We start from the raw sequence: 25,830 nt of genomic DNA, 5'->3' as shown, positions 1-25,830 counted from the left end.
AGGACACGAAGAGCACGAAGAAAGCCACCCCGAGCTTTTTCTACTTTGTGCCCTATGTGTAGCAAACGAAGTGAGCGCTTCGTGGTTAATAGTTTTAAAGCAAGGAACCCAGTTTGTACTGGGTTCTTAGTTTTTTGAACTGTTTGATAGATTTACTTCCTCTTAGGTTAGTCCTTCCTCGGTTTGTATTGATGACTACTACGAGGCTTACTGGCTCGTGGCGATGAGTGGCGAGTTGCTTGGTTTCTCGCTGTCTGTTGTGGCTTAGTGCTATGGCGAGATGGGCTTTGATGCCTGTTATAACTTTTATTCGCTTTGACTTGTTGGCTCTTTGGCGCCGAGTATTGTGGTTGCTTATTGGGCCTAGTGTTATTCGGCCGTGTTTTTTGAGCAAAGTGCTGCTGATGGCTTGGCGATACTTTGTTGCTTTGACCACTGTGCTTATTATGTGGTCTTGCATTTGTTTTAAAGTTTGGCTTTGAACTTGTGTTTAACTTGCTGCGCATTTGCTGCTCACGTTTGTGCGTGATCTGCGCATGGCTGTTAATGCGCTCATGGCTCTTAGCTCGCTCATGGCTGTTAATGCGCTCATGGCTGTTCATCTTGTGATTAACATGTTTGCGCTCGTTGTGGCGCAGCACTTTACTCTGGGCGCGGCTTGGGTGATGACTGTTATACTTGTGGCGTAGCGCATTATTGCTGTAAGCCACCCCGCGTCTATGCTGCGGTTTATGTGCCCAGCGTTTTGCACCATGACTGGTTACGATACGGCCGCGATGACGATATTTATGTGAGTTATGGTGATGCACAACTACCACATGACGCTTATGCCAATGGAACGCACTGAAGTAATAGTTAAAGCTGATGTGCACACCAGCTCGCCAGTAAAAATGGCCATAGCTAGGTCTTACGTAACCCGGATAAACAGCCCAATAGATTGGCGGATAGTTATACCAGCGCCAATAACCATACACGGTTCTTGGGTCGTAATAGGGCACATAGATAATCTCTTTGCTCACTGGCTCGATAATGATCTGATTATTCACCCGAGTGACCTGCATATTGTCCATCTGTGCAAGACTATTAGCATTATCAGCTTCTTGTCTCAGGGTTTGAATACTTGCCAGTACTTGGGCTTCATCCTGCAAAAAAGCATCACCGAGAGACTGGGTCCAGTTGAGATCGTCACTAAGCTTTTGCAGCACATTAGGAAAGGCGATAAGTGCCACAACGCTCGGGTCCCAGCCTTTATCTTCAGCCTTATCAATCTGCTTTTGCGTTGATAAGTGTTGTTTACTTTGTTGCCATCGGTGAGCCTGCACCACTTCAAGGGGATAAGTAGCCGCAATGAGAATATGGGTGAGCAAACTATCGGGATAGAGCGCGATAGGCGCAAGCATCTGCGCCAGTTGGCCTTCGCTGTACTGGCTTGTATCAAATGTAGCGTCTTTTTGATCGTAATCCTGTGCATTGACAGAGGTGGTGGCAATCATCAACGGCATTGCGATGACAAGTGTGATGACCAATGAGCAACAGTATTTTTTGAGTCTGTTCATGTGAACTCCTGACCTTTGTATACGTTAACATCAGTATAAAAAAGCCAAGATGAACATAAGCTGAAAGTTAAAAACTGTTGGGTTAGCGCTGTTAGATTAGGTTTTGAATCGCAGTTCGAACTTAGCACCGCCGAGGGTTTTCGAGCGACTCACGAGCAGTTGTCCTTGATAACTGTCGACCAAGTCACGCACAATCGCGAGCCCAATACCGTGGCCTTGTTGATAAGAGTCTGCACGAATGCCACGTTCAAATATTTGTGAGTGCAGTGCCTCGTCGATCCCTTTGCCATCATCTTCAATAGCAATAACTAAGCTTGAGTCGATAGACTTAACCGTTAATAACACCCGGCTCGTTGCGGCCTTACAGGCGTTATCCATTAGGTTACCGAGGATCTCGCTTAAGTCTGCCGCATCGCCTTTAAAGACGGTGCTCCGGTCGACATCTTCAGTGATCGTTATCGCGGGTTGGCAGTAAATTTTAGGTAGGTTACGCACCAGTTTGTCTGACACCTCCACCACCTCGACACCTAAGTGCCAAGCTGAACCCGCCGCCGATTGCGCCCTTTTGAGCTGGTGGCCAATGATGCGATTGATATGAGATATCTGCTCAAATGATTGTTTGCTTAAGTCTTTCTGACTTTGAATGACCGCCAGCGGTGTTTTTAGGCTATGGGCTAAGTCTGAGAGCGCATTACGGTAACGCTTACGTTGGTTTTGCTCGGTATTGAGTAAGGTATTGAGCTGCTTGGCCACGGAACTCAGCTCGGCGGGGTAGTTTTCTGCTAAGTGATCGGTTTTACCTTTTTCAATCGCTGCTAGATCGCGCTGTAAACGAGTGAGGGGCTTAAGTGTCCACCACAGCCACAAGAGCTGAATCGAAAGTAGGGCAACCATCAAGATCAATAACCAGCGCCAAAGTTGCTGATTAAACTCATTCACTTGGATCAGATAGTCACTCTGATCTTTAATGATATAAACCGTGATAGGAAAACGGGTGATCTGTTCATCCCCTTGCTCATTGACTTGCTGGGTTTCGAAGCTAGCACTAAAGCCATAAACCAAATGAGGTTCGCCGTTAAGAATTATCTCACTGAATTGACCTTGGCCTTTTTCGGGTTGTGGAAATGCCGGGGCGGTATGAACCGCTGTGGTTACCGCAGAAGAGAGGTCGATTCCAAGTAATGAATTGGAGCGCCATGCGACCTTTGTTCCGGCTGTGACTTGCTGCTCGGCGATAAGCGGAGCGGTTGCCGCTTTTGTGGTTTCAGCTTCTACAAACTTTGCATCAAAACTTGAGTGCTGTTTAGCTTCATTTGTCGATTCTGAAGTAGATGATGTGAGTGCTTGATGTTGGCGTTCAGGGACGGTGATTAAGGCATAAAGCCCTGACTGAATGACGTTAAACTGATTTTCTAATAATGCCTCGGGCATAAATAGTTGCTGATTGTCGACCTCGGTAACAGCCAAGATGGAGTAGACGTAAGCTTTAAGCTCTTTGACCGAGGCACTCTTGACCTGCAATTTAAAGGCGTCGTTGAGGGTTAAACCTACGATGGGGATTAAGACTAAGATCAGCAGCATGGCGCTGACGATAAGGCGCGCCTTTAAAGAGTGCATTAGTGTCGGCAAGCGCTTAAGGCTAATCATTGGCTTATTTTTTAGCGCCGTCATCGAGTGACACAAGACGATAGCCTTGCCCTCTAAGGGTTTCGATAAGGCCAAGCTGATTATCGGGGTCGAGCTTTTTGCGTAAGCGCCTGATAAACACCTCAATGACGTTAGAATCTAAATCAAAATCTTGATCGTAGATATGCTCAGTTAAAACCGTTTTTGATTTCACCTCACCGATATGCAGCATAAAGTACTCAAATAACTTGTATTCAGAACCACTCAAGGTGATGGTTTCACCGGACTTAGTGATCTCTAAACTGCTGGTGTTTAGGCTAAAAGGCCCATTGGTGATAATCGGGCTGGCTTTACCCGCCGAGCGCCGGATAAGGGCTTTTAGGCGGGCAACGAGTTCTTCAGGATGAAACGGTTTGGTGAGGTAATCATCGGCGCCCGCATCTAAGCCTTCGACCTTATCTTGCCAGCTATCTCGGGCGGTCAAAATGAGAATAGGAAAGTCGATATCTAGGCTTCTAAGCTCTTTGATGAGGGCGATGCCATCAAGCTTAGGTAGGCCGACATCGATAATTGCGGCATCGTAATTGTATTCGCGCCCTTGGAATAGGCCTATCTCGCCATCATCTGCGGTGTCTACGGTATAATTAGCCTCGATAAGGTGTTGTTTAAGATTCGATTGCAGCTCTAAATCATCTTCAACTAATAACAATCTCATGGTCCGGGTCCTTGTTGTTCGGCTCGATAATAAGTCGTTGCAAGCAATAGCCTAGAGCTAGTTGCGAGAAACACGGCCTGTTTTGGCATCGACATTGACATAAAAAACCACACCGTCATTGGATAGTAGCTTTACGCTATAACCGGGGTTGCCATTAACGCGGCTAGACTGCACCTTCAGCACCTTGCCGCGATACTGGCGTTTCGCCAGTTGTACGGCCTGCTCTTTGCTGCGAACCTTTAGTTTCTGCTGCTGGTTATTATTGGCCTTCATAGAGACCGACATCATAGATGTAACGGCATGCACACTACTCGCCGCAGCAGGCTGTGCAGCTAATAGTGAGAGCGAGAACAATATGATAGATAAAGCAGTTTTCATTAAAGGTACCAAAGGGTTGAGATACAGCCAGTTTAAAAGATCCTATTCGATTAGTCATTAGCTTGCCGGTGTCAAGTTCAGACATAGATATACATAAGACTAGATGAACGCTGGCTGAATATAGTGACCTTGGTTGTAGGTTGTTTATGGAGTGAGCTTTATGGTCGCAAAGAACGCCAACTGCTCACAGGTGAACCTTAATATAGACTCAGATGTCGCGACTTCTATGGGATGCTATAAAACCATCCTTGGCCGCTCTGCGGTTTCCAATAACGTCCCTATTAAAACATCAATGCCTCCCGTTCGAACAGTATCTCTTTGAGATCTCTCACCTTGAAACCTAAGCTCACAGCGGTAGAGACATCAGAATCATCTATCCGAAAGAGCCTTCTCAGGGGGGATTTCGTTTTTGGGCAAAATTAATGGTAATCAAATAAAGCTTACTCTGCCCCAACATATGCATTGACAAGCTTTAGCCAAAGGGTGTAAATTCCAGACCGTCCGGTCGGTATTTGGTGTTAACTATGAGCAAAAAGCAAAAAATAATAGAAATCGCAACTCGATTGTTTTCCGAGCATGGTTTTGAGAATACGCCTGTTTCATTGATATGCGATACAGCAGAAGTATCAAAAGGAGCGGTGTTTCATTACTTTAAAAATAAGAATGATATTCTAAGAGAAGTGTTCATTCATATAACAACAGTTATTGAAGAACATGATAAATGTAATGAATATCTAGGCAGCAAGACTGACCCACTTGAGGCGACCATAAACTCCATTTTTGATGGGATGACTGTGGTTGAGCATCGTAAAATGTATCAATTTAACTTTAGTGTGATGGTACATCCAACGACGAGGGCTATCGTTGTTGACCTGATTGAAGCAAGATATCAAGGGTTACAAACTTCTACTGAAGAGGTTTTCCGTACTCAGGGGGAGCTCAATCCATCAGTAATCACCAAAATGTTTATTGCAGAAATCGACGGCATTGCAATGAACTATCTGCTTAATGATGATTTTCCGATAGAAGAGATCAAGCAAGAATTTATTAAAAAATATTGCCGATAAGTTTTTGTGTCACGCACATTTTTGTGCGTGTTTTTTTAATATCAAAGCAAACCGACCATTCGGTTTGCTTGCAAAGAATGAGAGAAATTGAAAGTGAAAACGCCATATCAAATACAATTTGAAGCATTTAACTCGGACAGCTACTACACAGAAGCACATGCAAAACTGTATGCACAATTTGCCGAAGATCTTATCGAAGAGGGTAACTACTCTATAGTGTATAAAGGTGTCGCACATGCATGCTACACCCCAATTACTATTGATGAAGCCCCGCATTTGAAATGCTTCGTGCTAGCGCCTTTAGCAGTATTACCTGAGCATCAAGGTAAAGGGTATGCGACACAATTAATGGATCAAGCTGAAAGCGAGTTAGATGCTGATGTCATCTTTGTTCTTGGTGATCCAAAGCACTATGCACGACGCTTCAATGCTAAACATAACGTCGCACTGCCTGTCGGCTCAGATGAGTCGCCAGACTTCTGGTTTGCTCGAGAGTTAACACAAGGTGCACTAGATGGTATTGGCAAATCTCAATCAAGTATTAAAGGTGTATTCGCAAATCCGATTATGTGGAGCAACCCAGACGAGCAAATTTAAATTTTATATTGAGGAACTATAGTGCGCCCATAAAATGGCGCAAATGCATGAATTAGTAGAGTAACGAGGCATACTATTTTGCGTTGGTGCTATGAATCTGAAAAACAAATGACAAGGTGATTTTTGACTAGAACACTACTTAGCATTGTATAAAAGCCGTGTTTGATGCCTAAAGCAACAAGCACAATTTCAAAAACAACTATGAGGACAAAATTTAAAATATATTTGGAGAAATCCTTTGAATTTATCAAAACAAGAACAACGTGTACTTCACACTCTTGCGATGGGTGGAGAAATTCGTCGTTACCTAGATGACAATAGAAAACTCGCTGAGGTAATTTGTTTTACCCGTGAGGGTTATGGCCTATCTAACTGCACCATAGATGTATTTAACAGCTTAAAGAGAAAAAAAGTGATTAGCTCAAAGAATGGGCAGCCTTACCGAATAACACATTTGGGAGCGACTTGTGTTCAAGCTCAAATGAATCAGAGGTAATGGCGAATACATTCTAAGCTCAATAAGCGATATTTTGCAGGCAGCTACTTTGCGTCATAGCAAACAAACTAGATGCCAGTAATAGAAGATCATTTTATTACTATGCTAGGTGTTTTATGGCACTGATATGGCAATGTCAGAGAGCATTGAAGACGACTAGCCTGGATAGAATGAGGTGATCACTTATTGAGCGCCGCACTTAATCAGACCACCTCTAAATGAGTTTCGCGACTATTACAGCTAAAAGTGCCAGAAACAAAGCGAGTCACTAGGGCTCGCTTTTAACTATCAAATTTTAGAATCGATTACAAAAAGTCCAACGCTTGCTGCGCAATGACAAACTTCTATTACAGGACAAAATTAAGTTACTGCAAAGAGTCCAAAAGTGGGCCTCGGGTGGAGGGAATATGTGTAAAGTAAATAAAGTTTACACAGCTCCATATATCTAGGCTGTGAACTCTATCCGTGTGCTTCGATACTATCCCTTGGAACTTGAGAACGCTCCTCCATACCATAGTCTCGAATAACACCCGCAACCCTCAATCGGTAGCTTTCGAAAACACTGTTTCGACCTTTAGATTGAGCAAGTCTGTGCCCTTCTAGACAACGCCACTCTTTAATCGCCTCTTCATCGCGCCAAAATGACAGGGAAAGAACTTTGCCCTCGTTAGTCAGGCTTTGGAAGCGCTCTATTGAAATGAAGCCCTCAATTTCCGCCAGAAGTGGTCTGATTTCGTTTGCAATATCAAGGTATTCCGTAGTTTTCCCTTCCGCGACTTGAACTTCAAAAATTACAGCAATCATAGCTCACCAAATGATTAAAAAATTCCAGTTATTTTAACTCGTTGATTATTCATTGATATGACAAGCAACAAGAAAATATGACTCTGTTTGCTTTATTTAGCATGATTTCGCCTAACAATTTATTTCTCCGCCGTTGTTATCATTTCAGCAGTTAGGCGTCCTTTGGGGGACGCCTTTTTATTCTGTCGAATCCTTGGGGAACATTTTGCTGCACCTTATTCGCAGCGGCACATTCCACAAATTTTATGGCCATCTAGATCCAAGAAATAGCACAGATGCATTTTGCCTGTAGAATTATCACGTAAGCCTGGAGAGCCCTCAATGCTAGTCGCGCCGTTTGCTATGGCAACAGAATGGAACTCTTTTACTTGCTCTGGTGAGTCACAAACAAATCCAATAGTTGAGCCATTAGCTGCGCGTGCGGGTTCACCATTTATAGGCTCAGTAACGCAAAACACTGACCCATTACGTACATAGAACAATCGTTTCTGACCAGTGTCATTTACATTATGTACTGGCTCGTTGATGCCTAGCACAGCTAATACAGAGTTATAAAAACGTTCTGAACTTTTAATATCATCGGTTCCAATCATAATATGGCTAAACATCTCGATATCCTTATTAATAAGTCAATGATTATTCACTTATTGAGAGTTAATTGATGAAAGTTGCGTAAAGGCATAGGAGCTTAACGCCCTGCTAATAAGTGAACCAAGTGCTGGCGGGCGATTTGCTCAGCAAATGGCATGACAGTCTTAGTGAACCTGAATTTAGCAGCTCGTTAGTAGCTGACAGATTAACGTTAGGCGCCAGCCATCTTTACTAAAAACAAAATAAAACCACTAAAAAATAGTAAGCCAAGGATCACCATTGTCGTTAATGTTTTAGATTCGGTCATTGATTTTAAGAGAGCAAATTTGCTCAAAAGACCCGTTCCAATGAGCGCAGCTTCAGTTAGATTTTCTTTAGTTTTTTTATTCATTTGAGACTCCTTTCTATAATGAACCTTTGACTACTAACAGCTTATTATATAGTTGCTCGATAATCTTCCGACTAAAGTTCAACTTAGCAGCAACCATACTAAGCCAAACGAATGTTTAATATTGATAAAACGAAACATTAAGACCAATTTTATTAATATCAAGCCCACAAAAGTGAGCGCCTTGATGTAGAGGTCTCTACAATCTTTTACAAATCATTATAAATTCAATGATTTATAAAAGGATTAGAAGTTTATAGAGTGAAAAATGTTCGATTCTGCTTACTTCACTCACTTCACTCACTTCATTCACTTCACTCACTTCACTCGCGAGTTATCTGTGTAGAATTCTAACCTCGCATTTATCCAATAATTTTAGGTTAGGCTTAAGCACACTTTATTAGGAAATCTCAGGCTACAAAGCTTCCAGAGAAGGACTTGCTGCGTGTCACGGCAGTGTCTGCACATACGTCGTTCTTTCACATCTGACCCGTAGGGATATGGGAAATGTCATTATGATGTAGGGAACATCATTGACCATGTGCTTACGACATTCGGACATCCTGTCCGGCACTCGCTGGAGGCGATTGATAGCAATGAAGTTATAACTCATAGCTCGCTACCTGATAGTGCTACCCAAAAAATGTAATCAGCCTTCATTCGAAGGCTAGACAATTTTGAACGTTCAGCTTGTGTTCACACTCAGTGGACTCTAATGACCTCATTAAGAAAAAATTTCGAGGTGAAGATGAACACAAAACAAAATCATACAACTAATGAAACTCATATAACTAATGTTGTTGAGCAAAAGTGCATGTGGGCGCGAGCGGCGAGTGTTGGTCTGTTAACCTTATTTATGAGTGCAATGCAGCCTGCCAGTGCCAACTCAGATATGACTCTGCTTTCACCGCCGAAAAGCACCTCAGTTGCGCAAACTGTTTCCAGTGACGAGCAAAGTCCCCAAACAGCCGAAGACGGCAATAACTTATCTGAGGTGCAAATAAGCCAGCTTAAGCAGCAGCGGCTGAAGCAAGCAGAGCAACAGGCAAGCCTTGAGGAGAAAGGAGAGGCTAGAGCCACCCGTGAGCCGCTTACTCGAGAAAAAGTCATACAAGCCCATATTGATAAGGCGGCTCAGGCTAAACAGGAGTTAGCCAAGAGTGGTTCGGTTAAGCAGTTTGCTAATGGCGTTTATCGTGATTTTTATATTTACGATGCCTATAGCCGCTTATTTGTCGATAACGACTACGATGGCTTCTATCAAACCTTTAGTGTGATCTTCGATGCCGATGTAGAGGGGATTTATGTCAATGAGCGCGCTGATGTATTTGCCGAGCTTTACATGAGTCGCAACGGCGGGCCTTGGGAGCATTACTACACCACAGATATTTTTAGCATTTATGGCAATGCTACCGATGATGACTTTGAAGTGTTAACGACACTGGATCGGGGCTACCCGACCGACCACTACGATGTGCTAATCGATCTCTATGAGGTTGGCTATGGTGATATTGTGGCAACGGTAAGCTCCTACGATTTTGATGGTCTATATGCGCTGCCGCTGGAGAGTAGCGATAGAGATAATATTTATGATGATTACCATGGTGGTAGTGTGTCGCTTGCCACGCTATTACTGCTGCTTGGTTTAGTCTGTTGCAGAAGCTTAGGCTCAAGGTTTTTTAAGTAGCGTGGCCTGACGATTTGTTGCAGAAACTCAGTGCAAGATTTGAGCATCTGTCGCAAATCCAGTTAAAATGTTGCTCAAAATACTAAAGCTTGCGTTATGAAGAAGCTGACATGGAAGGAGCAGATATGGATGGAGTTTGCATAGAGCAGTGTGAGTCTGAAGAGGTGATAACTCAGATGAATGCTATCGGTAATAAGGTGAATGTTAGCGGCAGTAACGCCGATACGGTGCTCTGGTTATGGGAGCATTTAGTGCCAGTATCGGGTCAATGCCAAACCTTACAAGGTGAGGTTATTCGCGTACTCGAGCTACTGGCTTGGGAGGCGCAGGCTAACGGTAACCTTAACTGGGATGCTAGCTTCGATGAGATGTTAGTGTTTCTTCGCCGTGCTTTTCTTTCCAGTGATTATCCACTGGCTGAGACCTTTTCTATTGAAACTAGACTCACCATTGAAGCCGATATTAATCGCCTTGCAAATTTTATCCTGCCAACTGAACTCGACAGTCGTATTTACAGTGAAGAGCAGCCCTATATAAAAGATGACTTGTATGACCGCCTTGCAGGACACCTTGTGAATTATTGTCGCAGTGCACCGCACTTAATTCCCATTATTTAGCCCTAGTATTTAGGCTTAGTATCTAGATTTAGTATCTAGCCTTAGTATTTAGCTCGATTATTTAAACCAGTACCTATAACTCTGTTCCTTAAGCAGTTAGTCCAAGATTAACTGCTCAGCAGAATATTGCTTAGTTTTTGGGACGCAGAGTTGCGCCAACATGGAGTGGCTGTAGACAAGCGACGTTAAGTCTTTTGGATAAAGTTTGAACACATTTGAGTTTGGAACATTTTGGGGTAAAACTTGAGTTTGATTTTTGCACAGTGTTTTGTGTGATCTTTGTCACCTATCTCATTGGTTTTAAAGTATTACCTTTAAATTTACAATGTAAATTCCGAACAATAAAATCAAGTCAAAACAATCACAAACAAATCCCACATGTATCAGTGCTGAAACAAGTGTTGAAAAGCTAATGAGAATCGTTATCATCTCGCCGCATAATACTAAAGTGGGGTTATTTGATGAAACATTTCCGATATTCGGTGTTAGCAATTGCTTGTGCATCGACATTTTTAGCAACTAATGTTTACGCTGAGCAAGCAGATGAATCGCTCGATAATGTGGAGCGCATTACTGTATATGGCCGCCAGAATCAGGTTGTGATGAACTCAGGTTTAGCGACCAAGTCCGACATGTCCTTGATGGAAACGCCTGCGGCGGTTGTGGTTGTCGATCAAGAGTTGATTCAGGCTCAAGCTCTGACTAATCTGCAAGACTTAGTGCGTAACATCAGCGGTGTGACTCAAGCGGGTAACAACTACGGTATCGGTGATAATCTAGTTATCCGAGGTCTAGGGGCAAACTACACCTATGATGGAATGTATGGCGGTGCGGGTCTTGGTAATACCTTCAACCCTACACGTTCGTTAACCAATGTTGAATCTGTCGAGGTGTTAAAAGGCCCTGCAACCGGGCTTTACGGTATGGGTAGCGCGGGTGGTGTAATCAACCTCATAGAGAAGAAACCACAGTTTGAATCAAAACATGCATTTACTGCCGAAGTCGGCCAATGGAATACCTATTCGCTTGAGGCCGACAGCACCGCAGCAATCACCGATGATTTAGCCTATCGGGTAGTTGCTAAAACAGCGCGCAGCGACGGTTACCGAGATATAGGTACTGACCGTGATGAGATCTACACCTCGCTTAAGTATGTGCTCGATGATAGCCAAGATCTGATGTTGTCGGCGAGCTACATCAAAGATGCCATTGCTGTGGACTCAATTGGTCACCCTATTCGCATCTTTAACTCTGCATCTGTTGACGGCAAAACTGCAGGTGAAGTGACTTGGGAAGATTTAATCAATGATCCAAACAACGCGGGTATTCAGCTAACAGAGGCCCAGCGAAAACAATTGGCTGACTCGTTAGCAGCAAATGATGGTTTAACTCCCTACGCATTTGGCAATGCAGGCATTATTTCACCAATGGCCAAGGATAATGAGGGCGAAGAGCTGCGCTTTAAGCTGACCCACAATATCTACTTCACTGACAACCTATTTTTGAATCAACAATTGCAGTATCGCGATTACACATCAGGCTTTGCTCGCCAAACTGGGGCGTACAACTATGTGTATTGGAACCGCAGAGGTGCGATTAATGCCGACCCACGAGCCCCTTTGGTAGAAGATGGCGTGCTTTATCCCTTTGCTGCTCGTCGCCAAGAGTACCGTAAAGTGGATGCCGATGAGTCATCTTGGCAATACTTTGCCGATCTTCGTTATGACTTCCAAATAGGCGATATTGATAATGAATTATTGATAAATGCCAACTATGAAGATAGAGACATCGCGTTTAAGCAATACTCCATCTACGATGCCGATAAAGTCATCAAGAACAAAGCGGGAGAGGTGATCTACCAGGGCAGCCTGCCGTACATTTACGATATTCGTAATCCAAATTGGGCTGAAGGTAGCTTCGAAGATCATGATCCGCTACTAACCAGCAACTACGACAAGAAAGTCAGTGCTTGGGGCGTAGGCGTACAGCATGTGGGTTATTTAGGTTATGGATTTACTTCTCGCATTGGCGTGGCCTTTAATCAAATTAAGCAGACCTATGAGCACTTAGGTGTTGATCCCCGCTACAGTGCAAGTCGTGCGCAGCCGACACCGGAGGCGGATACTACAGATGATGGTATGACCTATAACTTAGGTTTGACTTATATGCCAACCGATGACTTGTCGTTTTTCGTTAATCACTCGAAAGGGCGCACAGCCTATAGCATTCTCGGTAGTATTGCCGGAAATGATACCGATAGAGATGATAGTGAATCGATAAGTGATGACTTAGGTATGCGCTTTAAGGCCTTCAATGATCAAATGCTGGCATCATTAGTGCTGTTTAAGAGTTCACGAACTAATTTGCAATACAGCAATCCCGATTATGAAGAGGGAGTGTCTGGACCGAGCGTACCTAAGCACTTTTACAATGGTAGTGAAGAAACCACGGGTGTTGAATTTGATATGAATGCTCACCTTAATGAGCAGTGGATGGTTAACGTCAATGCGGTTTATCAAGATGCTCGCGACAAGAAAGATCCTAATCGCTCTAGCTATGACACCCGCCAAAAAGGTGTGCCTTATGTCACGGCAAGTGCTTGGGTAACTTATGGGGCAGATTGGTTCGCGCTTTCAAGCCCAATTAATATCAGCCTTGGGGCAAAATATGTTGATGACAGAAGTACCAACTCAACATCTTTTGGTATTCCTGACGGCTATGTGCCAAGTTATACCGTAGTCGATAGCGCGATTAGCTACGATGCTGATAGCTGGAAGTTACAGTTAAACGTGAATAACTTATTTAACGAAGAGTATTACAGTAAGGCTATGTTCTTGGGCGGTATGCCAGGGGAAGAGCGCAACGCTAAGCTGACGTTGACTTATCGTTTATAGAATCAGACTAAGTGTGATTAGAACCCAATAAAAAAATGCAGCCTAGGCTGCATTTTTTATGTACTAAGTACGTCTAAATAAGCTTAGAACTGGTAGTTCACGCTCACGTTGAAGTAACGACCCGGCTGGGTAAAGTCTTCTTTTTCTAGATCCATACTCGCACCGAGCAAGAATACAGATTGACCTGCAACATCGGCATAATCGATATACTCTTTGTCGAACAGGTTATAAACGCCAGCTCTTAACTTCCAGTTATCGTCAATGCGCAGGCCAAAGGTTAAGTCCATGACCGCATAACCCGCTGTACCGTAGACTTCATTAAATTCCTCTTTAGGAATACAGATCCCCATGGCGCAAATATCTTCTTCGGCTAGCTCGATATCATTGGTGCGGCTCATATCATCCGCCCAACGCACTACCGCACCAAAGTCGGCTTCCATATTAGCAATATCGGTATACCAGTTAACACCCGCGTTACCCTTGAGCGGGCTGACACTGTTAAGGTAATCGCCGTTTTCATCTTCACCGTAGGTGTAAGAGATGTTACCCCATAGCTCGATGCTATCGGTTAGCCAATGGTTAATCTGAGCCTCGGCGCCGTATAAGGTAACCTCATCGCGGTTGTAGTATTGGTACTTAAACTCCATTGGCTTAATCTCAGGTGGGAAGCCTGGTACAAACACAGGAGGTTTATAGCTTACATACTGCCAATCAATAAAGTCTTTCGCCAAAGTATAGAAGGCGGTTAGCTCATAGTTAGTATCTGAGTGATTTCCACGAACGCCGATTTCCCAAGTATGCGACTGTTCAGACTCCAGCTCATAGTTGGCTTGAATAAATACATCAGTCATTGAGCCAGCATCGACTTCCAACTCGCCCCACTTCTGGTCTGGTGTTGGCATCTTGTAGCCGTATGCGTACTGGCCATAGACGCTAACTGAATCTGATAACTGATAAACTAGACCCAGCTTTGGTGACCAGAAACTGTCGCTCATTGGTTCAAAATTAGCTTCTTCGTATCTATCTCCTAGCCCTTCTTTAGCTTGATTTTTATCAGGCGTATTATCGAAATAGTCATATCGCAGACCTGCGATCAGGTTTAAATCGCCATCAAGAAGGGTGACGTCATCCTGTACAAAAATACCTAAACGCTGACTGTCGGTAGTGGCAAAGGTAAATGGCGTAGTGGTTTCATCCGTTACTACGTCATTTACCGTACGATGACGTGACATGGTTGAAAACTCGTAATCTAGACCATAGGTGATCTGGTGACCATAGTTGTCGCCGCCAATATACTTGCTAAAGGTACTGTTAATACCAATACGTTGATCTTCGAAGCTGTAATCGCGAAGTTCAGTTAAGCCGTAAACAGTGTTCGCCTTATTCCATTCGAAATAGTCTCTATGTTCTAGCTGTTCGGTTTGGCCAAAGTAAGCTGTTACCGTTAAGGTGTCATGCATTTTTGTTGGTTTGCTTGAGACTAACTGCAGAGCACCGTTAATGACTTGAGTATCACGGTCGGTATCGATATTTTCCTCAAGTGCATTGTCTTTATCAAACTCGTATTCCCAGCGCTTTAGGGTCTGCTCTAGGTAATCTAAGGTCAGCTGAACTGAGGTATAGTCATTGAAATGGTATTTGCTTTTGAACAGAACACTGTCTTGCACAAGATCACTGTCTGGCTGAGTGTCATAGTAGTTAGGTAGTTCTTCGCCAGTACGGTGCTGATAAGTCAGCAGGTTTTCAAAACCACCGTAGGCTGCCGCACTGGTAAAACCGGCAGCGTATTCATCGTTAATGCCCGCATAGCCGGCATTAAGCGATACGTAATAGTCATCACCCATTAGGTAGTCGCTGGCATCTTTGGTACGCATCACAACTACGCCACCTAAGGCATCAGAGCCATACATGGTCGATGCAGCGGCTTTTACCACTTCAACTTGCTTTAGGCTTTGCACTTCGGTAAGACCGCGGCCGGTGCCTTCAGCACCTGGACCAAGAGGTGAGGCATATTGGTTATTAACACGAACGCCATCTTTTACCATCATCACTCGGTTGCCACCGATGCCGCGAATGGTCACAGTGGTAGGTTTACCCGCACCGCCTTTAACGCCGATAGCAGACTCGTTTCTAAATAAACTACCAAAGTCATTGCTCATGCTTTTTTCAATAGCATCTTCATCAATGACCATAATTGAGCCAGCAACCTGTTCGATTTCCTGCTCCATACGCGAGCCTGAAATAACGATCACTTCCTGCATTTTAGCACTGGCTTGCTGGTTTGATTGAGTCTCGACCTTGGCTTCTTGAGCCTGAGCATTGAGCGCTGTACTTACTGCTATCGCAAGTACACTAACTTTGAGCTTATTCATGACGCACCTTAACTTTAACCAAATGAGAATTATTCTCTTTTTAAACGCGCGTTATCTTATACTCTAATTGAGGTAGGGTCTCGTCTAGATAGTGCTAATTTCTTGCCTTTATCTGACAAAAAAACAAATCTTGAAAGTGGATCACATTTATCTTTTTTTCAATAAAAACAACTGGCTATTAATTACTCTTTGTTGGTGAGTGCCATTAACAAATGTAACAGCTTGTGGCATCTGTAATTGAATAGGTTCTGTTGGCATGGCTCACCGGGTACCAGAGTCATTTAGTCTTCACGGGTTTATATATATTGACGCTGTGTTAACTTAGGCTGTTAAGGGGTTGTAACTGCAGTTGTAATAACGTCGCTGAAAAATAAGAGAGATAAATCATGAGATTACTAAAATCTTGCTCGCTTGCTCTACTCATTAGTTGTCACTGGACACCTTGTTATGCCTCCGAATTGGCCGAGTCAACGGCCAAGGCAATGCCGAGTCTTGAAGCCTTATATCTCCACCTGCACCAAAACCCAGAACTGTCTTATCACGAGAAAGACAGTAGCGCTCGTATAGCCAAAGAGTTAGCAAGTTTGGGTTTCCAAGTTACTGAAAATGTTGGTGGTTACGGCGTAGTAGGCCTATTGAAAAATGGTGAAGGACCAACTGTGATGATAAGAGCCGATACTGATGGTTTGCCAATCATTGAGGAAACGGGAAAATCTTATGCCTCTAAAGTTATCACAACGGATGCCAATAACAATAAAGTGGGTGTGATGCATGGTTGTGGTCATGATATTCATATGACAAGTCTAGTGGGCACGGCTCAGCAGCTAGTTGCCACTAAAGCCAACTGGCAGGGGACCTTGATGATGGTCGCACAACCAGCAGAAGAGGTGGGCGGCGGCGCGAAAGCCATGTTAAAGCAGGGGTTGTTTACTGATTTTGATACGCCTGATTATATTCTCGGTCTGCACGTTAGCGCATCTATACCCGCAGGCAAGGTGGGTATGGTATCTGGGTATGCCTTAGCGAATGTCGACTCAGTAGATATTACCGTTAAAGGTAAGGGCGGCCATGGCGCTTACCCGCATTTGACCAAAGACCCTGTCGTGTTAGCCTCTAGAATCGTACTGGCATTGCAAACGATTGCCAGCCGAGAGTTATCGCCCCTAGAGCCTAGCGTGATAACAGTCGGCTCAATTCATGGCGGCTCAAAGCACAATATTATCTCTGATGAAGTGAAATTACAGCTCACTCTGCGCTCCTATAACCCAGAGGTGAGGTTGCAACAAATTGCCGCACTTAAGCGTCTAACCCAAGGGATCGCCATGAGCGCAGGCCTTGATGAATCTCTGTATCCAGACGTTTATGTTCATGAAGAGGAGCGGATCCCATCAACCTATAATGACCCAGTATTAGTCAGCCGAGTACGAGCAAGTATTGAGTCCGAGATTGGTCAGGATAATGTGATTGACGCCTTGCCAGTAATGGCCGGAGAAGACTTTGGTTTATACGGTTTAACAGCGGAAAAACGCCCTATCACTCTTTTCTGGCTGGGGGCGGTTAACCCGAGTCAGTATCAGTTGAGCTTAGAGTCGGGGAATGCTTTACCCTCATTACACTCGAATCAGTTTGCTCCCGATTACGCCCCCACGATTAACACTGGAGTTAGGGCAATGACAAAGAGCGCAATCGATCTATTTAATCGGCCTTAAAGTCATCTTATTGCCCCTAACGTTTTCCTTGAGCAGCGCCTTGTACCTGAGTGTTAACGAGCATAATTAGCGTATACGCTGTAGCTTGTTTTCAATCTGAGCCAATAGCTTAAATGTGGGCTCATGAAGTTGGCTTAGCTCTCTTTGGGTGACAATGGCGACCGATTGATTAATGGCCTTGTAAGCAAGGCTATAGTTGTTTTGGACAATTTCCAGTTGTGCCAAGTTATTGAGCGCTATCACTTGGCCTATAGGATAGCCTGCTTTTTGTTGGTAAACGAGGGAGTATTGGTATTGGGCCTTGGCATGTTGGTATCGATTGAGTCTTTGAAAGATATGACCCGACCAATTAGAGATATGACCTAGGTACAGCCAATCTTGGCTATTGGCGGCTAATGTTCTTGCTTGAGACAATTGACTGTTTGCCAATTCAAGCAGGCCTTTCTTCAGTTGCAGTTGAGCCAGTGTGAGTCTTAATCTTGCTAATTGCAGTGAGTTACCACTGGCTTTCCCATGGGCAATGCCCTTATCGAGCCACTGCTCAGCGAGGATGAGCGTATCGCCTGAGCCGTCTTCACTTTTGTCCTGCGCCGTGAGTAACTCGGCTAATAGTCTTATGGCGATAAGGTTATTGGGTGTTTGAGTCAGCAGATCATTTAGGCTTGCTTGAGCGTCACCAAGCTCACTGTATTGGATCTGCTTTATTGCCTTAATGAGTAAGGGGTTGTTAAACCAGCGGTCATCTAAAGTCTGGTTATCGAGTGAATGGCTTCCCACTCTGTCTTGTACCAGCTTAGCTAACTGCTGATTTGCATCTGTCATAGAGGATGCGTAAATGCTACCGCTATCCACGGATTGTGCGCTAAGTAAGCGATAGTCGAGTCGATAACCATCATCATAGGGAGTCAGTGTCGGTTCAACGAGTAAGCTAATACCTGAGACAATGAAAAGCCGCTCAAGGTCGATAGCTTGCTGATCTTGGATAAAGCTTGAGGCCTGAGACAGCATGGAGAGCACATCTTCAGTCTGTAGTACCGGATATTGGGCCGATGTTCCAAGGTTTGCGATCACTTGCTCCATCTGAGCGTACTCTTGCCAGTAATCGGTTTTTGAATCCATTTTAACGGGCAAAACCATAATCGCGCCTGGAGCTAAGGGAGGACTCTGTAGTTTATTGAGGAGAAGAAACGCGACGAGAAGCAGCGAAAATAAGCTGGTGAATCCGATTAACAGGTAGTGTTTAGTTTTGAATTTTTGCATAAAAGCAAGCATGGCACTCCTAGGCTAGCTCTAATTTAACGAAAATGATCCGCGGCGCAGAGTATGGAAATAGAGATTAAATAGATGCATAGGCTGAGTATAGATTAGCCATAGCTGAGTAAACTTAATTAATTAAGCTATCGTATGCGAAAAGGTATTGTAAAGAAAGTGTTAATTGTAAAGTGCAAAGAACAGAGCCGCATAGAGTTAAGCGGCTCTGTAGGGAGATAAACTATTGATAACGGAGTCGGTACTCGCCTATAGAGATAAGCGGCTTGAAGAAGCTGCTAGTGCAAAACGAGTGACAGTCTCAGGGGGCGGCACTCGTTGGTAAACCTTATAAGTTCCACGGGTTCGGTGGCAGCTTATTGCTGTTTTTACCGCTTTCTTTCCGCTCGCCGCTATTATTGGCTTTACTATTCGCTTTACGGTTTGCAGGCCCTTTCGCTTTAGCATCACGCTGGGGCTTTCTATCGCCTCCGGCATTTTGTTTGCTCTTAGGCTTATAGTTTAAAATTGAGATTGGCACCTCTTTACGGGGGGCAAAACCCTCAACTTCTCTACGCTCAATTAAATGGCCTAAGCGGCTTTCGATCATGCACAGGTTTTTAAAGTCATCTTTCGATACTAAAGCAACCGCTTCACCGCTAGCACCTGCACGGCCAGTACGACCGATTCGGTGAATATAATCATCGGCAGGATAAGGCAGATCATAGTTGATCACTAATGGCAGTTCATCGATATCTAGCCCGCGAGCAGCAATACCTGTGGCAATCAATAGGCCAATTTTACCGGACTTAAAGTCAGCTAGAATTTTTTCACGGATCTCTTGGCTGCGGCCGCTGTGAATACACTCAGCGGTGATGCCGCGCTTCTCAAGTTGGCTGACCAGCTTGGCAGCGCCTTGCTTAGTCTCAATAAAAATAAGCGCTTGTTGCCAGTTATTTTCTTGAATTAAATGGCTCAACAAGGCCGACTTCTTGTCTTTATCGACGGTAACCAACCATTGTTCAATTTTGGGCTTATTGTCAGTGTTGTGAGTGACCGAAATCTCGATAGGCCGAGTTATCGTGGCCCTTGCCAGCTCTTTTACCTGTCTAGACAGGGTCGCCGAGAAAAGTAGGCTCTGTCTATCGACAGGCAGTTTTTCGATGATCTTATTGATATCCTCGATAAAGCCCATATCCAGCATTCTGTCGGCTTCATCGAGAACCAGAATTTCTAGCTCATCGAAATGAATGGCGCGTTGGGTATACATGTCGAGCAAGCGGCCCGGAGTTGCGACTAAGATATCGACTCCTTCGATTAAGCGCTCACGCTGAGGCTTTGAGTCGACGCCACCATACATGGCCATAGAGGTTAACGCTAAATGCTTGCCGTATTTGCTGATGTTATCTTCCACCTGCACTGCTAGCTCACGAGTCGGCGTCAGAATCAGGGCGCGAACACGCTTCTTACGCTGAGTCTCACCGCGGCTGAGCATTTCTAAAATTGGCAATACAAAACTGGCGGTTTTACCTGTACCGGTTTGCGCCGCAGCAATTAGGTTACGCTGGCTTAAAATAACGGGGATGGTCTTAGCTTGAATTGGAGTTGGGCTAGTGTAGCCTTGCTCGGTAACAGCTTTAACGATAGGTGTGCTTAATCCAAGCTTAGAAAACGGCATGGTGAGTCTCAATTAAGTGTCTGGTTATCTATTGCAGTTATCGGTTTGGCGTAGATAGGCGCAGATAACTGTGTTGCTGTTTGCCATTATAACAGCTTGTTGCTTCGTACGCTTTATTGATGTTGCTTGCTATCGCAGCAAAGATCCTTGTTTTCGAAGGTCTAAGCCGTATCTGCACTGAGTTAGAACTGCACAATCTTTAATGTTTAGAGTTACGGCTAAAGTCCTAGCTCGTTTTTGGACAGAAATTAGTGATAAAGCTGTCAAGATGATGAGTCTCATTGGAGAAAGTATGGGAAGTATGGGAAGTATGGGAAGTATGGGAAGTATGGGAAGTATGGGAAGTATGGAAAGTATGGAAAGTATGGAAAGTATGGAAAGTATGGAAAGTGGATATACGGTAACGCCCTAATAATGGGCAAAAAATTGTTGGCTAAAATGTTGAGGAACGAAAACAGCCAACTGTTTTTTGTCCTTGTTTATTAGCTTGTTATGTAGCATTTCTAGTTATACCACGAAAGCGAACGCCAATGAATATTGCTAGTAAAATAGATATTGCAGAAATAGGTAAATCAATAAACCATGTTGGCGAAATAAATACTGTTTGCATAAGAACCGAAACGATAGCAGTAGCGACAACAGAGCTTATTGCCACAGTTATTAAAAGATGCAATAAAACCTTAGATTCTTGTGTTTTAGCAAATAGAGTAAGGATAATTGAACCAACAATAAATGAAGGTAATTTGAAATAAAGTAACAAGTCACGTCCCGCTTGTTTATCTAAATTATCAGCTCCAATTAACAAAGTAGTTAACGTACTCAACAAGGTGAGTGCTACAAAGTGAAAAGCTGAAAATTTTATTATACTCGACCAGTTCAATATGCTTCCTTGCTACATAACATCTATGGACGCTCCGTTTTGTGCAAGCTAAATTGTCATTGAATTCAAAGTTGGTATTGCAGCCATCTATTCGGACTCTAGTTAAGGCTTAAGCCTTGATCCCTGATGAGTTCCGCTAGCTCATGACTAATCATTTGGACGTATTCTTACATACGATGTTAGGGTCAGTTTTAATGAGCTACGGTCTTACCTATTTTGTCTTCAATTCTCTTTATGCCTACGCAAACCTTTGAGTGTCTTTACTTNTAACATCTATGGACGCTCCGTTTTGTGCAAGCTAAATTGTCATTGAATTCAAAGTTGGTATTGCAGCCATCTATTCGGACTCTAGTTAAGGCTTAAGCCTTGATCCCTGATGAGTTCCGCTAGCTCATGACTAATCATTTGGACGTATTCTTACATACGATGTTAGGGTCAGTTTTAATGAGCTACGGTCTTACCTATTTTGTCTTCAATTCTCTTTATGCCTACGCAAACCTTTGAGTGTCTTTACTTAATTTATTACCAACTAACTAGATGAATGATTCATCGTAATCAGTTCCATTTGCTAGCATTGACCAAGCTATCCTTGCCAATTTGTTGGCTAGCGCGACAATGACAACATTTTTGTGTGCTCTGCATTCTAAATCTCGCAGCCACACTGTGACTTTCCGTTTTGGGTTCATGTGCCGTATTACCGCTCTAGCACCATGAATAAATAAACGCCTTAAATAACCATCACCACGCTTACTGATCCCTAATAATCGTGGCTTACCTCCGCTAGAGCTTTGTTTGGGGACTAGCCCTAGCCAAGCCGAAAGCTGTCTCCCAGATTTGAACTCTTTGCCTGTACCAATACTGGCAACTAATGCTGAAGCCGTGAGTCGACCTATACCCGGTACAGCCTCTAAGCGCTGACATTGTGGATTGCCTTTACTTGATTGAGCTATTTCTTTTTCCAGCACATCTAGATCAGACTCTAATTGATTAAGCCTTCTCTTCATTCTCAGTACATGACAAACCATTAGTTGAGGCAATAACTGTTCAGCACTTGAAAAATCATCTCTAAACCAGCTATGCAGCCTTCTTGGCCCTACAGGAATGGCAATACCAAATTCAGCTAAGGAGGCACGAATACGATTGATCAATGATGTCCGTTCTTTCACTATGCCATCTCGTTCTCTATGAACTAATAGCAGAGCTTGTTGCTCTTCATCTTTCACCGTGACGAAGCGCATGTTGGGTCGAGTTACAGCTTCGCAAACGGCTTCTGCATCATTCGCATCATTTTTGTTTGTTTTCACATATGGCTTCACATACTGTGGAGCCATAAGTTTGACCGTATGGCCTAGTCTTTCTATTTCTCTAGCCCAATAGTGAGAACTTGAACATGCCTCCATACCGATCAAGCAATGAGGTATATTGCCAAAAAAGTTCAAAAACTTTGCTCTACGAAGCATTTTCCGGACAAGAGTTCTGCCTTTAGCATCTACGGCATGGATTTGAAAAACGTTTTTAGCTAGATCGACTCCAACAACTGAAATGTTATTCATAATCTTCTCCACTTACGTAAAATCATTTAGACAACGTAAAAGGGAGGAGCGTCCATCTCATTATTTGTATAGTGCGCATGCGCGTTTATTTGGCAAAACGCGCATGCACATTTAATAAACCTATTATTTAATTTTTACTGAAGAAAAGCTATTGATTTATAAGCACTCTACCAGAGTGTTGCTGGATAAACGCGCACAACAATGAGCAAAGTGAGCATTGATATTGAGGTTGAATCGAAAGTGACCAATGACTGCTATTTATTGATTAGTAAAAGTAGGTCAATAGGCTCACACGCATTCAATTTTGCATATCGACTGTAACCAATAAAGGGGCATTTCCGTGTTAGAAACCCAAACTCTACAGCCTAATGGTTGCTCAAATTATCAAGTGGAGATACGGCCTTGACCGTCCATGACATGGTGAGAGATAACGAAGTTATCAAGCTTTCGAACGAGAGGCAGGATGCCGAACTGGCCTTTAAATAGGGATGTTGTTTGTCATGGCTGAGCTTACAAGGATGTATTCATAGCGTGTCACGGCAGTGTCTGCACATACCCCGCTGGAGGCGATTGATAGCGATGAAGCTACAAGTTAGAAACTGGCGACTTAGTAACACCAAACAAAAATGTAACCAGCCTTCATTAGAAGGCCAATCAACCTTTATTCAAAAGCAAACAACAATATAACTATTTAGATTTTAATAACGTGATGTTATGCCCTAGCGCAACTTAGATAATACTGGCAATATGCCAGCAATATTATAAGAAAGGGACAACGCCTCCATGAAGCAGTTAAGTTTAATTGCCGCACTATTTTGCAGTTTAATCATCACAGGTTGTGCAGAGCTTAAAGACGCTGGTCGTCAGATCGGTCACACCACTAAAGAAGTCACCACAGATATTGGTCATGCGACACGGGATACCACTCGAGCCATAGGTCACGCATCAAGAGATGCCGTCAACTCGGTAAAAGAAGATCTTAGCGAAGATTAACGACTTACCCTACTCTCTATAAAATTCAGCTATAAAATAACGTTATAAAACAAAGGCTCATTATTGAGCCTTTGTTATATCTTTCCATCTACAACTCATCTCAGTCAGCACTCTAGGCGGCATTAGCCCGCATTCCATGTTCAGCGGGTTGTCCTTGCTCATTAACATGCACAAATACGATTTTGTCGATACTCACGATTGGTAGGTGAGTCAGCTTATTACGCACTTTACAGCATACGGTAATCGAAGTGGCACCTGCACTGATTAGCTCTAGGCCAAATTCAATCACATCACCTTGACGTGCTGGAGCCATAAAGTTGATTTCCGACATGATTTTAGTGACATGGCGCTGGCTCTTCATCTGGCAGCCTGCAAATATAGCGGCTTCCTCATCAATCCAACTGAGTAACTGACCGCCAAAAAGAAAATTAGCGGGGTTTAAATGCTCTGGTTTAATAAAGCGGCGACTGTAATATTTCATATTGGACTCCTTAAAGGTTATATCCAATTAGATATAGCAAGAACGGCACCACAAAACTTCAACCTTATTTTTCATAAACTTACAAAATTGTAGCCATTTCTAGTTTAGTTAAACCGCACTAGAACTGTGCTTAGCTCCCCAAAAAAGCGCATCTAGCACTCGCTTATCTATTCCCAGCATTAAGCCTCAATGCCAATACTTACCAGTATCACTGCGGCTATAGCCGCTCAAAACAAAAAACCTAGGCGCAGCCTAGGTTTTATTTCATCAACCTGGGCTAGCTTGTTAGCCGCGAACGAGTAAACCTTTTAGCTCGCTGATAAAACATGTGATGTCCGCTCTAGAAATATCCGCATGGGTCACAAAACGTATGGTTTTACCTGGACTGAGCAAAATCCCCTTGGCTTTCAATTCTAGTGCCAGCGCTTTGGTATCAATTTTGTCACATACCGCTGCAAACACCATATTGGTTTGCACCTGAGACATATCGACTTCAAAGCCTTCAATCCTTGCAAGCTCTGCAGCTAAATAAGCCGCATTATCATGATCTTCAGCTAGACGTTCTACCTGCTCGGTTAATGCAAGCGTCGCCGCAGATGCTAAGATCCCAGCTTGACGCATACCGCCGCCAAGCACTTTACGCCAGCGACGCGCCTTAGTAATTAAACGCTCATCGCCTAACAAAATAGAGCCTACTGGTGCGCATAGACCTTTAGACAGACAGATTGATACCGAGTCAAAATATTGAGTGATCTCAGTCATTGGAATATTTTGTGCAACCGCCGCGTTGGCCACACGTGCGCCGTCTAAGTGAATCTTCAAACCGCGTTCAAACGCAAGCGCTTGAGCCGAGGCTAAATATTCCTGTGGCACAACCTTACCGCCGATGGTGTTTTCTAAACTTAATAAACGTGTGCGAGCAAAGTGGATATCATCAGGTTTAATCGCTGCTTCAATATCACTCAGTAAGATACTGCCATCGGCTTGGTTAGTCAGTGGCTGAGGCTGGATACTGCCTAATACCGCCGCTCCACCACCTTCAAATTTATAGTTATGGGCTTGCTGGCCACACAGGTATTCATCACCGCGTTCACAATGAGCCATCAGGGCAAGTAAGTTTGCCTGGGTTCCTGAAGAGGTAAATAGTGCATTATCATAGCCAAACATATCGGCGGCCATCTCTTCCAGATAGTTAACACTCGGATCATCGCCATAAACATCATCCCCAACTTCAGCCTGACTAATCGCGGCGCGCATTGCTGCCGTAGGCTTAGTCACAGTATCACTGCGAAAATCAATCATTGTTAACCTCAAGTACCTAGATCTGGAATTATCAAATAGAGGCTAATATTACTTTGACGTAAGACCAACTACCAGCAAAAAACTAAAGTTTACAAACAAGCAAAAATAGCGCTCACAACCAGGTGTCATCACCTAGAGCCCAAATTAAGCAATCATGAATACTCCTAAAATAAAAATCTTATTATAAATACTCACTAC

The 25,830-nt window shown here is 43.7% G+C and carries 23 protein-coding genes; 9 read left to right on the top strand and 14 right to left on the bottom strand.

Annotation, left to right across the window (positions count from 1 at the left end; translation table 11 throughout):
* Window positions 1-167: 167 nt before the first annotated feature.
* The 4 genes from L1D44_RS19120 to L1D44_RS19105 form a co-directional block, all read right to left on the bottom strand.
* On the bottom strand, window positions 168-1,556 hold the full coding sequence (locus tag L1D44_RS19120; protein ID WP_239892880.1) for a DUF3300 domain-containing protein: 1,389 nt from the start codon (window positions 1,554-1,556) through the stop codon (window positions 168-170).
* A 96-nt stretch (window positions 1,557-1,652) separates the two neighbouring features.
* Window positions 1,653-3,203: an ATP-binding protein gene (locus L1D44_RS19115; protein ID WP_239892879.1), complete on the bottom strand. Its 1,551-nt coding sequence runs from the start codon at window positions 3,201-3,203 to the stop codon at window positions 1,653-1,655.
* 4 nt (window positions 3,204-3,207) lie between these two features.
* A complete protein-coding gene (locus tag L1D44_RS19110; protein WP_220770951.1) occupies window positions 3,208-3,897 on the bottom strand; it encodes a response regulator transcription factor in 690 nt (229 codons plus the stop codon).
* A gap of 57 nt (window positions 3,898-3,954) precedes the next feature.
* Window positions 3,955-4,275 carry a PepSY domain-containing protein gene (locus tag L1D44_RS19105; RefSeq protein ID WP_220770952.1) on the bottom strand — a complete coding sequence of 107 codons (321 nt, stop codon included), beginning with the start codon at window positions 4,273-4,275 and terminating at the stop codon, window positions 3,955-3,957.
* A 524-nt stretch (window positions 4,276-4,799) separates the two neighbouring features.
* Between L1D44_RS19105 and L1D44_RS19100 the strand changes: the two genes are divergently transcribed.
* The 3 genes from L1D44_RS19100 to L1D44_RS19090 all read left to right on the top strand — a co-directional run bounded on the left by L1D44_RS19100 (window position 4,800) and on the right by L1D44_RS19090 (window position 6,435).
* Window positions 4,800-5,342, top strand: coding sequence for a TetR/AcrR family transcriptional regulator (locus tag L1D44_RS19100; protein WP_239892878.1), 543 nt, complete (start codon window positions 4,800-4,802; stop codon window positions 5,340-5,342).
* Between the two features lie 93 nt (window positions 5,343-5,435).
* A complete protein-coding gene (locus L1D44_RS19095; protein WP_239892877.1) occupies window positions 5,436-5,939 on the top strand; it encodes a GNAT family N-acetyltransferase in 504 nt (167 codons plus the stop codon).
* A 238-nt stretch (window positions 5,940-6,177) separates the two neighbouring features.
* Window positions 6,178-6,435 carry a YjhX family toxin gene (locus tag L1D44_RS19090; RefSeq protein ID WP_239892876.1) on the top strand — a complete coding sequence of 86 codons (258 nt, stop codon included), beginning with the start codon at window positions 6,178-6,180 and terminating at the stop codon, window positions 6,433-6,435.
* Between the two features lie 459 nt (window positions 6,436-6,894).
* Here the strand turns inward: L1D44_RS19090 and L1D44_RS19085 are convergent, their stop codons facing one another.
* The 3 genes from L1D44_RS19085 to L1D44_RS19075 all read right to left on the bottom strand — a co-directional run bounded on the left by L1D44_RS19085 (window position 6,895) and on the right by L1D44_RS19075 (window position 8,221).
* Complete coding sequence (locus L1D44_RS19085) at window positions 6,895-7,239, bottom strand: antibiotic biosynthesis monooxygenase (RefSeq protein WP_239892875.1); 345 nt, start codon at window positions 7,237-7,239, stop codon at window positions 6,895-6,897.
* Window positions 7,240-7,454: 215 nt separating this feature from the next.
* Complete coding sequence (locus tag L1D44_RS19080) at window positions 7,455-7,847, bottom strand: VOC family protein (RefSeq protein WP_239892874.1); 393 nt, start codon at window positions 7,845-7,847, stop codon at window positions 7,455-7,457.
* Between the two features lie 194 nt (window positions 7,848-8,041).
* The gene (locus tag L1D44_RS19075) at window positions 8,042-8,221 is read right to left on the bottom strand and encodes a hypothetical protein (protein WP_220767358.1); all 180 of its coding nucleotides are present in this window, start codon (window positions 8,219-8,221) and stop codon (window positions 8,042-8,044) included.
* Window positions 8,222-8,966: 745 nt separating this feature from the next.
* On the opposite strand from L1D44_RS19075, the gene L1D44_RS19070 reads away from it, so the two are divergent.
* The 3 genes from L1D44_RS19070 to L1D44_RS19060 all read left to right on the top strand — a co-directional run bounded on the left by L1D44_RS19070 (window position 8,967) and on the right by L1D44_RS19060 (window position 13,416).
* Complete coding sequence (locus L1D44_RS19070; protein WP_239892873.1) at window positions 8,967-9,905, top strand: choice-of-anchor H family protein; 939 nt, start codon at window positions 8,967-8,969, stop codon at window positions 9,903-9,905.
* Between the two features lie 125 nt (window positions 9,906-10,030).
* Window positions 10,031-10,522, top strand: coding sequence for a hypothetical protein (locus tag L1D44_RS19065; RefSeq protein ID WP_239892872.1), 492 nt, complete (start codon window positions 10,031-10,033; stop codon window positions 10,520-10,522).
* 461 nt (window positions 10,523-10,983) lie between these two features.
* Window positions 10,984-13,416 carry a TonB-dependent receptor gene (locus L1D44_RS19060; protein WP_239892871.1) on the top strand — a complete coding sequence of 811 codons (2,433 nt, stop codon included), beginning with the start codon at window positions 10,984-10,986 and terminating at the stop codon, window positions 13,414-13,416.
* 83 nt (window positions 13,417-13,499) lie between these two features.
* Here L1D44_RS19060 and L1D44_RS19055 read toward each other — a convergent pair whose 3' ends face one another.
* Complete coding sequence (locus L1D44_RS19055; RefSeq protein WP_220767356.1) at window positions 13,500-15,788, bottom strand: TonB-dependent hemoglobin/transferrin/lactoferrin family receptor; 2,289 nt, start codon at window positions 15,786-15,788, stop codon at window positions 13,500-13,502.
* Window positions 15,789-16,174: 386 nt separating this feature from the next.
* On the opposite strand from L1D44_RS19055, the gene L1D44_RS19050 reads away from it, so the two are divergent.
* Entirely contained in the window at window positions 16,175-17,497 is a 1,323-nt protein-coding gene (locus L1D44_RS19050; protein WP_239892870.1) for an amidohydrolase, read from the top strand.
* A 66-nt stretch (window positions 17,498-17,563) separates the two neighbouring features.
* Here the strand turns inward: L1D44_RS19050 and L1D44_RS19045 are convergent, their stop codons facing one another.
* Window positions 17,564-18,634, bottom strand: coding sequence for a hypothetical protein (locus L1D44_RS19045; RefSeq protein ID WP_239892869.1), 1,071 nt, complete (start codon window positions 18,632-18,634; stop codon window positions 17,564-17,566).
* Window positions 18,635-19,094: 460 nt separating this feature from the next.
* Entirely contained in the window at window positions 19,095-20,423 is a 1,329-nt protein-coding gene (locus tag L1D44_RS19040) for a DEAD/DEAH box helicase (protein WP_220767353.1), read from the bottom strand.
* Window positions 20,424-20,625: 202 nt separating this feature from the next.
* On the opposite strand from L1D44_RS19040, the gene L1D44_RS19035 reads away from it, so the two are divergent.
* On the top strand, window positions 20,626-20,835 hold the full coding sequence (locus L1D44_RS19035) for a hypothetical protein (RefSeq protein WP_239892868.1): 210 nt from the start codon (window positions 20,626-20,628) through the stop codon (window positions 20,833-20,835).
* A 78-nt stretch (window positions 20,836-20,913) separates the two neighbouring features.
* On the opposite strand, the gene L1D44_RS19030 is transcribed toward L1D44_RS19035, so the two are convergent.
* Window positions 20,914-21,303 (bottom strand): hypothetical protein, encoded by a 390-nt coding sequence (locus L1D44_RS19030; RefSeq protein ID WP_239892867.1) that lies wholly within the window; start codon window positions 21,301-21,303, stop codon window positions 20,914-20,916.
* A gap of 533 nt (window positions 21,304-21,836) precedes the next feature.
* Window positions 21,837-22,856, bottom strand: coding sequence for an IS110 family transposase (locus L1D44_RS19025; RefSeq protein WP_239892866.1), 1,020 nt, complete (start codon window positions 22,854-22,856; stop codon window positions 21,837-21,839).
* 783 nt (window positions 22,857-23,639) lie between these two features.
* On the opposite strand from L1D44_RS19025, the gene L1D44_RS19020 reads away from it, so the two are divergent.
* Window positions 23,640-23,849 carry a hypothetical protein gene (locus L1D44_RS19020; protein WP_239892865.1) on the top strand — a complete coding sequence of 70 codons (210 nt, stop codon included), beginning with the start codon at window positions 23,640-23,642 and terminating at the stop codon, window positions 23,847-23,849.
* Between the two features lie 112 nt (window positions 23,850-23,961).
* Here the strand turns inward: L1D44_RS19020 and L1D44_RS19015 are convergent, their stop codons facing one another.
* A complete protein-coding gene (locus L1D44_RS19015) occupies window positions 23,962-24,330 on the bottom strand; it encodes a hotdog domain-containing protein (protein WP_220771240.1) in 369 nt (122 codons plus the stop codon).
* Between the two features lie 285 nt (window positions 24,331-24,615).
* Complete coding sequence (gene ltaE / locus L1D44_RS19010) at window positions 24,616-25,632, bottom strand: low-specificity L-threonine aldolase (RefSeq protein ID WP_239892864.1); 1,017 nt, start codon at window positions 25,630-25,632, stop codon at window positions 24,616-24,618.
* Between the last annotated feature and the right edge of the window lie 198 nt (window positions 25,633-25,830).

The organism is Shewanella sp. Isolate13 (genome assembly GCF_022398325.1).
In the GTDB taxonomy this organism is placed as follows: Bacteria; Pseudomonadota; Gammaproteobacteria; order Enterobacterales; family Shewanellaceae; genus Shewanella.
Note: the sequence above shows the minus strand (reverse complement) of the source record. Positions and strands in the feature narration are given on the sequence as shown.

What these genes read in the sequence shown, in the direction of transcription:
- L1D44_RS19120 (WP_239892880.1), bottom strand. Translation starts at nt 1,556, where the DNA reads ATGAACAGACTCAAAAAATACTGTTGCTCATTGGTCATCACACTTGTC.
- L1D44_RS19115 (WP_239892879.1), bottom strand. Translation starts at nt 3,203, where the DNA reads ATGATTAGCCTTAAGCGCTTGCCGACACTAATGCACTCTTTAAAGGCG.
- L1D44_RS19110 (WP_220770951.1), bottom strand. Translation starts at nt 3,897, where the DNA reads ATGAGATTGTTATTAGTTGAAGATGATTTAGAGCTGCAATCGAATCTT.
- L1D44_RS19105 (WP_220770952.1), bottom strand. Translation starts at nt 4,275, where the DNA reads ATGAAAACTGCTTTATCTATCATATTGTTCTCGCTCTCACTATTAGCT.
- L1D44_RS19100 (WP_239892878.1), top strand. Translation starts at nt 4,800, where the DNA reads ATGAGCAAAAAGCAAAAAATAATAGAAATCGCAACTCGATTGTTTTCC.
- L1D44_RS19085 (WP_239892875.1), bottom strand. Translation starts at nt 7,239, where the DNA reads ATGATTGCTGTAATTTTTGAAGTTCAAGTCGCGGAAGGGAAAACTACG.
- L1D44_RS19080 (WP_239892874.1), bottom strand. Translation starts at nt 7,847, where the DNA reads ATGTTTAGCCATATTATGATTGGAACCGATGATATTAAAAGTTCAGAA.
- L1D44_RS19075 (WP_220767358.1), bottom strand. Translation starts at nt 8,221, where the DNA reads ATGAATAAAAAAACTAAAGAAAATCTAACTGAAGCTGCGCTCATTGGA.
- L1D44_RS19070 (WP_239892873.1), top strand. Translation starts at nt 8,967, where the DNA reads ATGAACACAAAACAAAATCATACAACTAATGAAACTCATATAACTAAT.
- L1D44_RS19065 (WP_239892872.1), top strand. Translation starts at nt 10,031, where the DNA reads ATGGATGGAGTTTGCATAGAGCAGTGTGAGTCTGAAGAGGTGATAACT.
- L1D44_RS19060 (WP_239892871.1), top strand. Translation starts at nt 10,984, where the DNA reads ATGAAACATTTCCGATATTCGGTGTTAGCAATTGCTTGTGCATCGACA.
- L1D44_RS19055 (WP_220767356.1), bottom strand. Translation starts at nt 15,788, where the DNA reads ATGAATAAGCTCAAAGTTAGTGTACTTGCGATAGCAGTAAGTACAGCG.
- L1D44_RS19050 (WP_239892870.1), top strand. Translation starts at nt 16,175, where the DNA reads ATGAGATTACTAAAATCTTGCTCGCTTGCTCTACTCATTAGTTGTCAC.
- L1D44_RS19045 (WP_239892869.1), bottom strand. Translation starts at nt 18,634, where the DNA reads ATGGTTTTGCCCGTTAAAATGGATTCAAAAACCGATTACTGGCAAGAG.
- L1D44_RS19040 (WP_220767353.1), bottom strand. Translation starts at nt 20,423, where the DNA reads ATGCCGTTTTCTAAGCTTGGATTAAGCACACCTATCGTTAAAGCTGTT.
- L1D44_RS19035 (WP_239892868.1), top strand. Translation starts at nt 20,626, where the DNA reads ATGTTTAGAGTTACGGCTAAAGTCCTAGCTCGTTTTTGGACAGAAATT.
- L1D44_RS19025 (WP_239892866.1), bottom strand. Translation starts at nt 22,856, where the DNA reads ATGAATAACATTTCAGTTGTTGGAGTCGATCTAGCTAAAAACGTTTTT.
- L1D44_RS19020 (WP_239892865.1), top strand. Translation starts at nt 23,640, where the DNA reads ATGAAGCAGTTAAGTTTAATTGCCGCACTATTTTGCAGTTTAATCATC.
- L1D44_RS19015 (WP_220771240.1), bottom strand. Translation starts at nt 24,330, where the DNA reads ATGAAATATTACAGTCGCCGCTTTATTAAACCAGAGCATTTAAACCCC.
- ltaE (WP_239892864.1), bottom strand. Translation starts at nt 25,632, where the DNA reads ATGATTGATTTTCGCAGTGATACTGTGACTAAGCCTACGGCAGCAATG.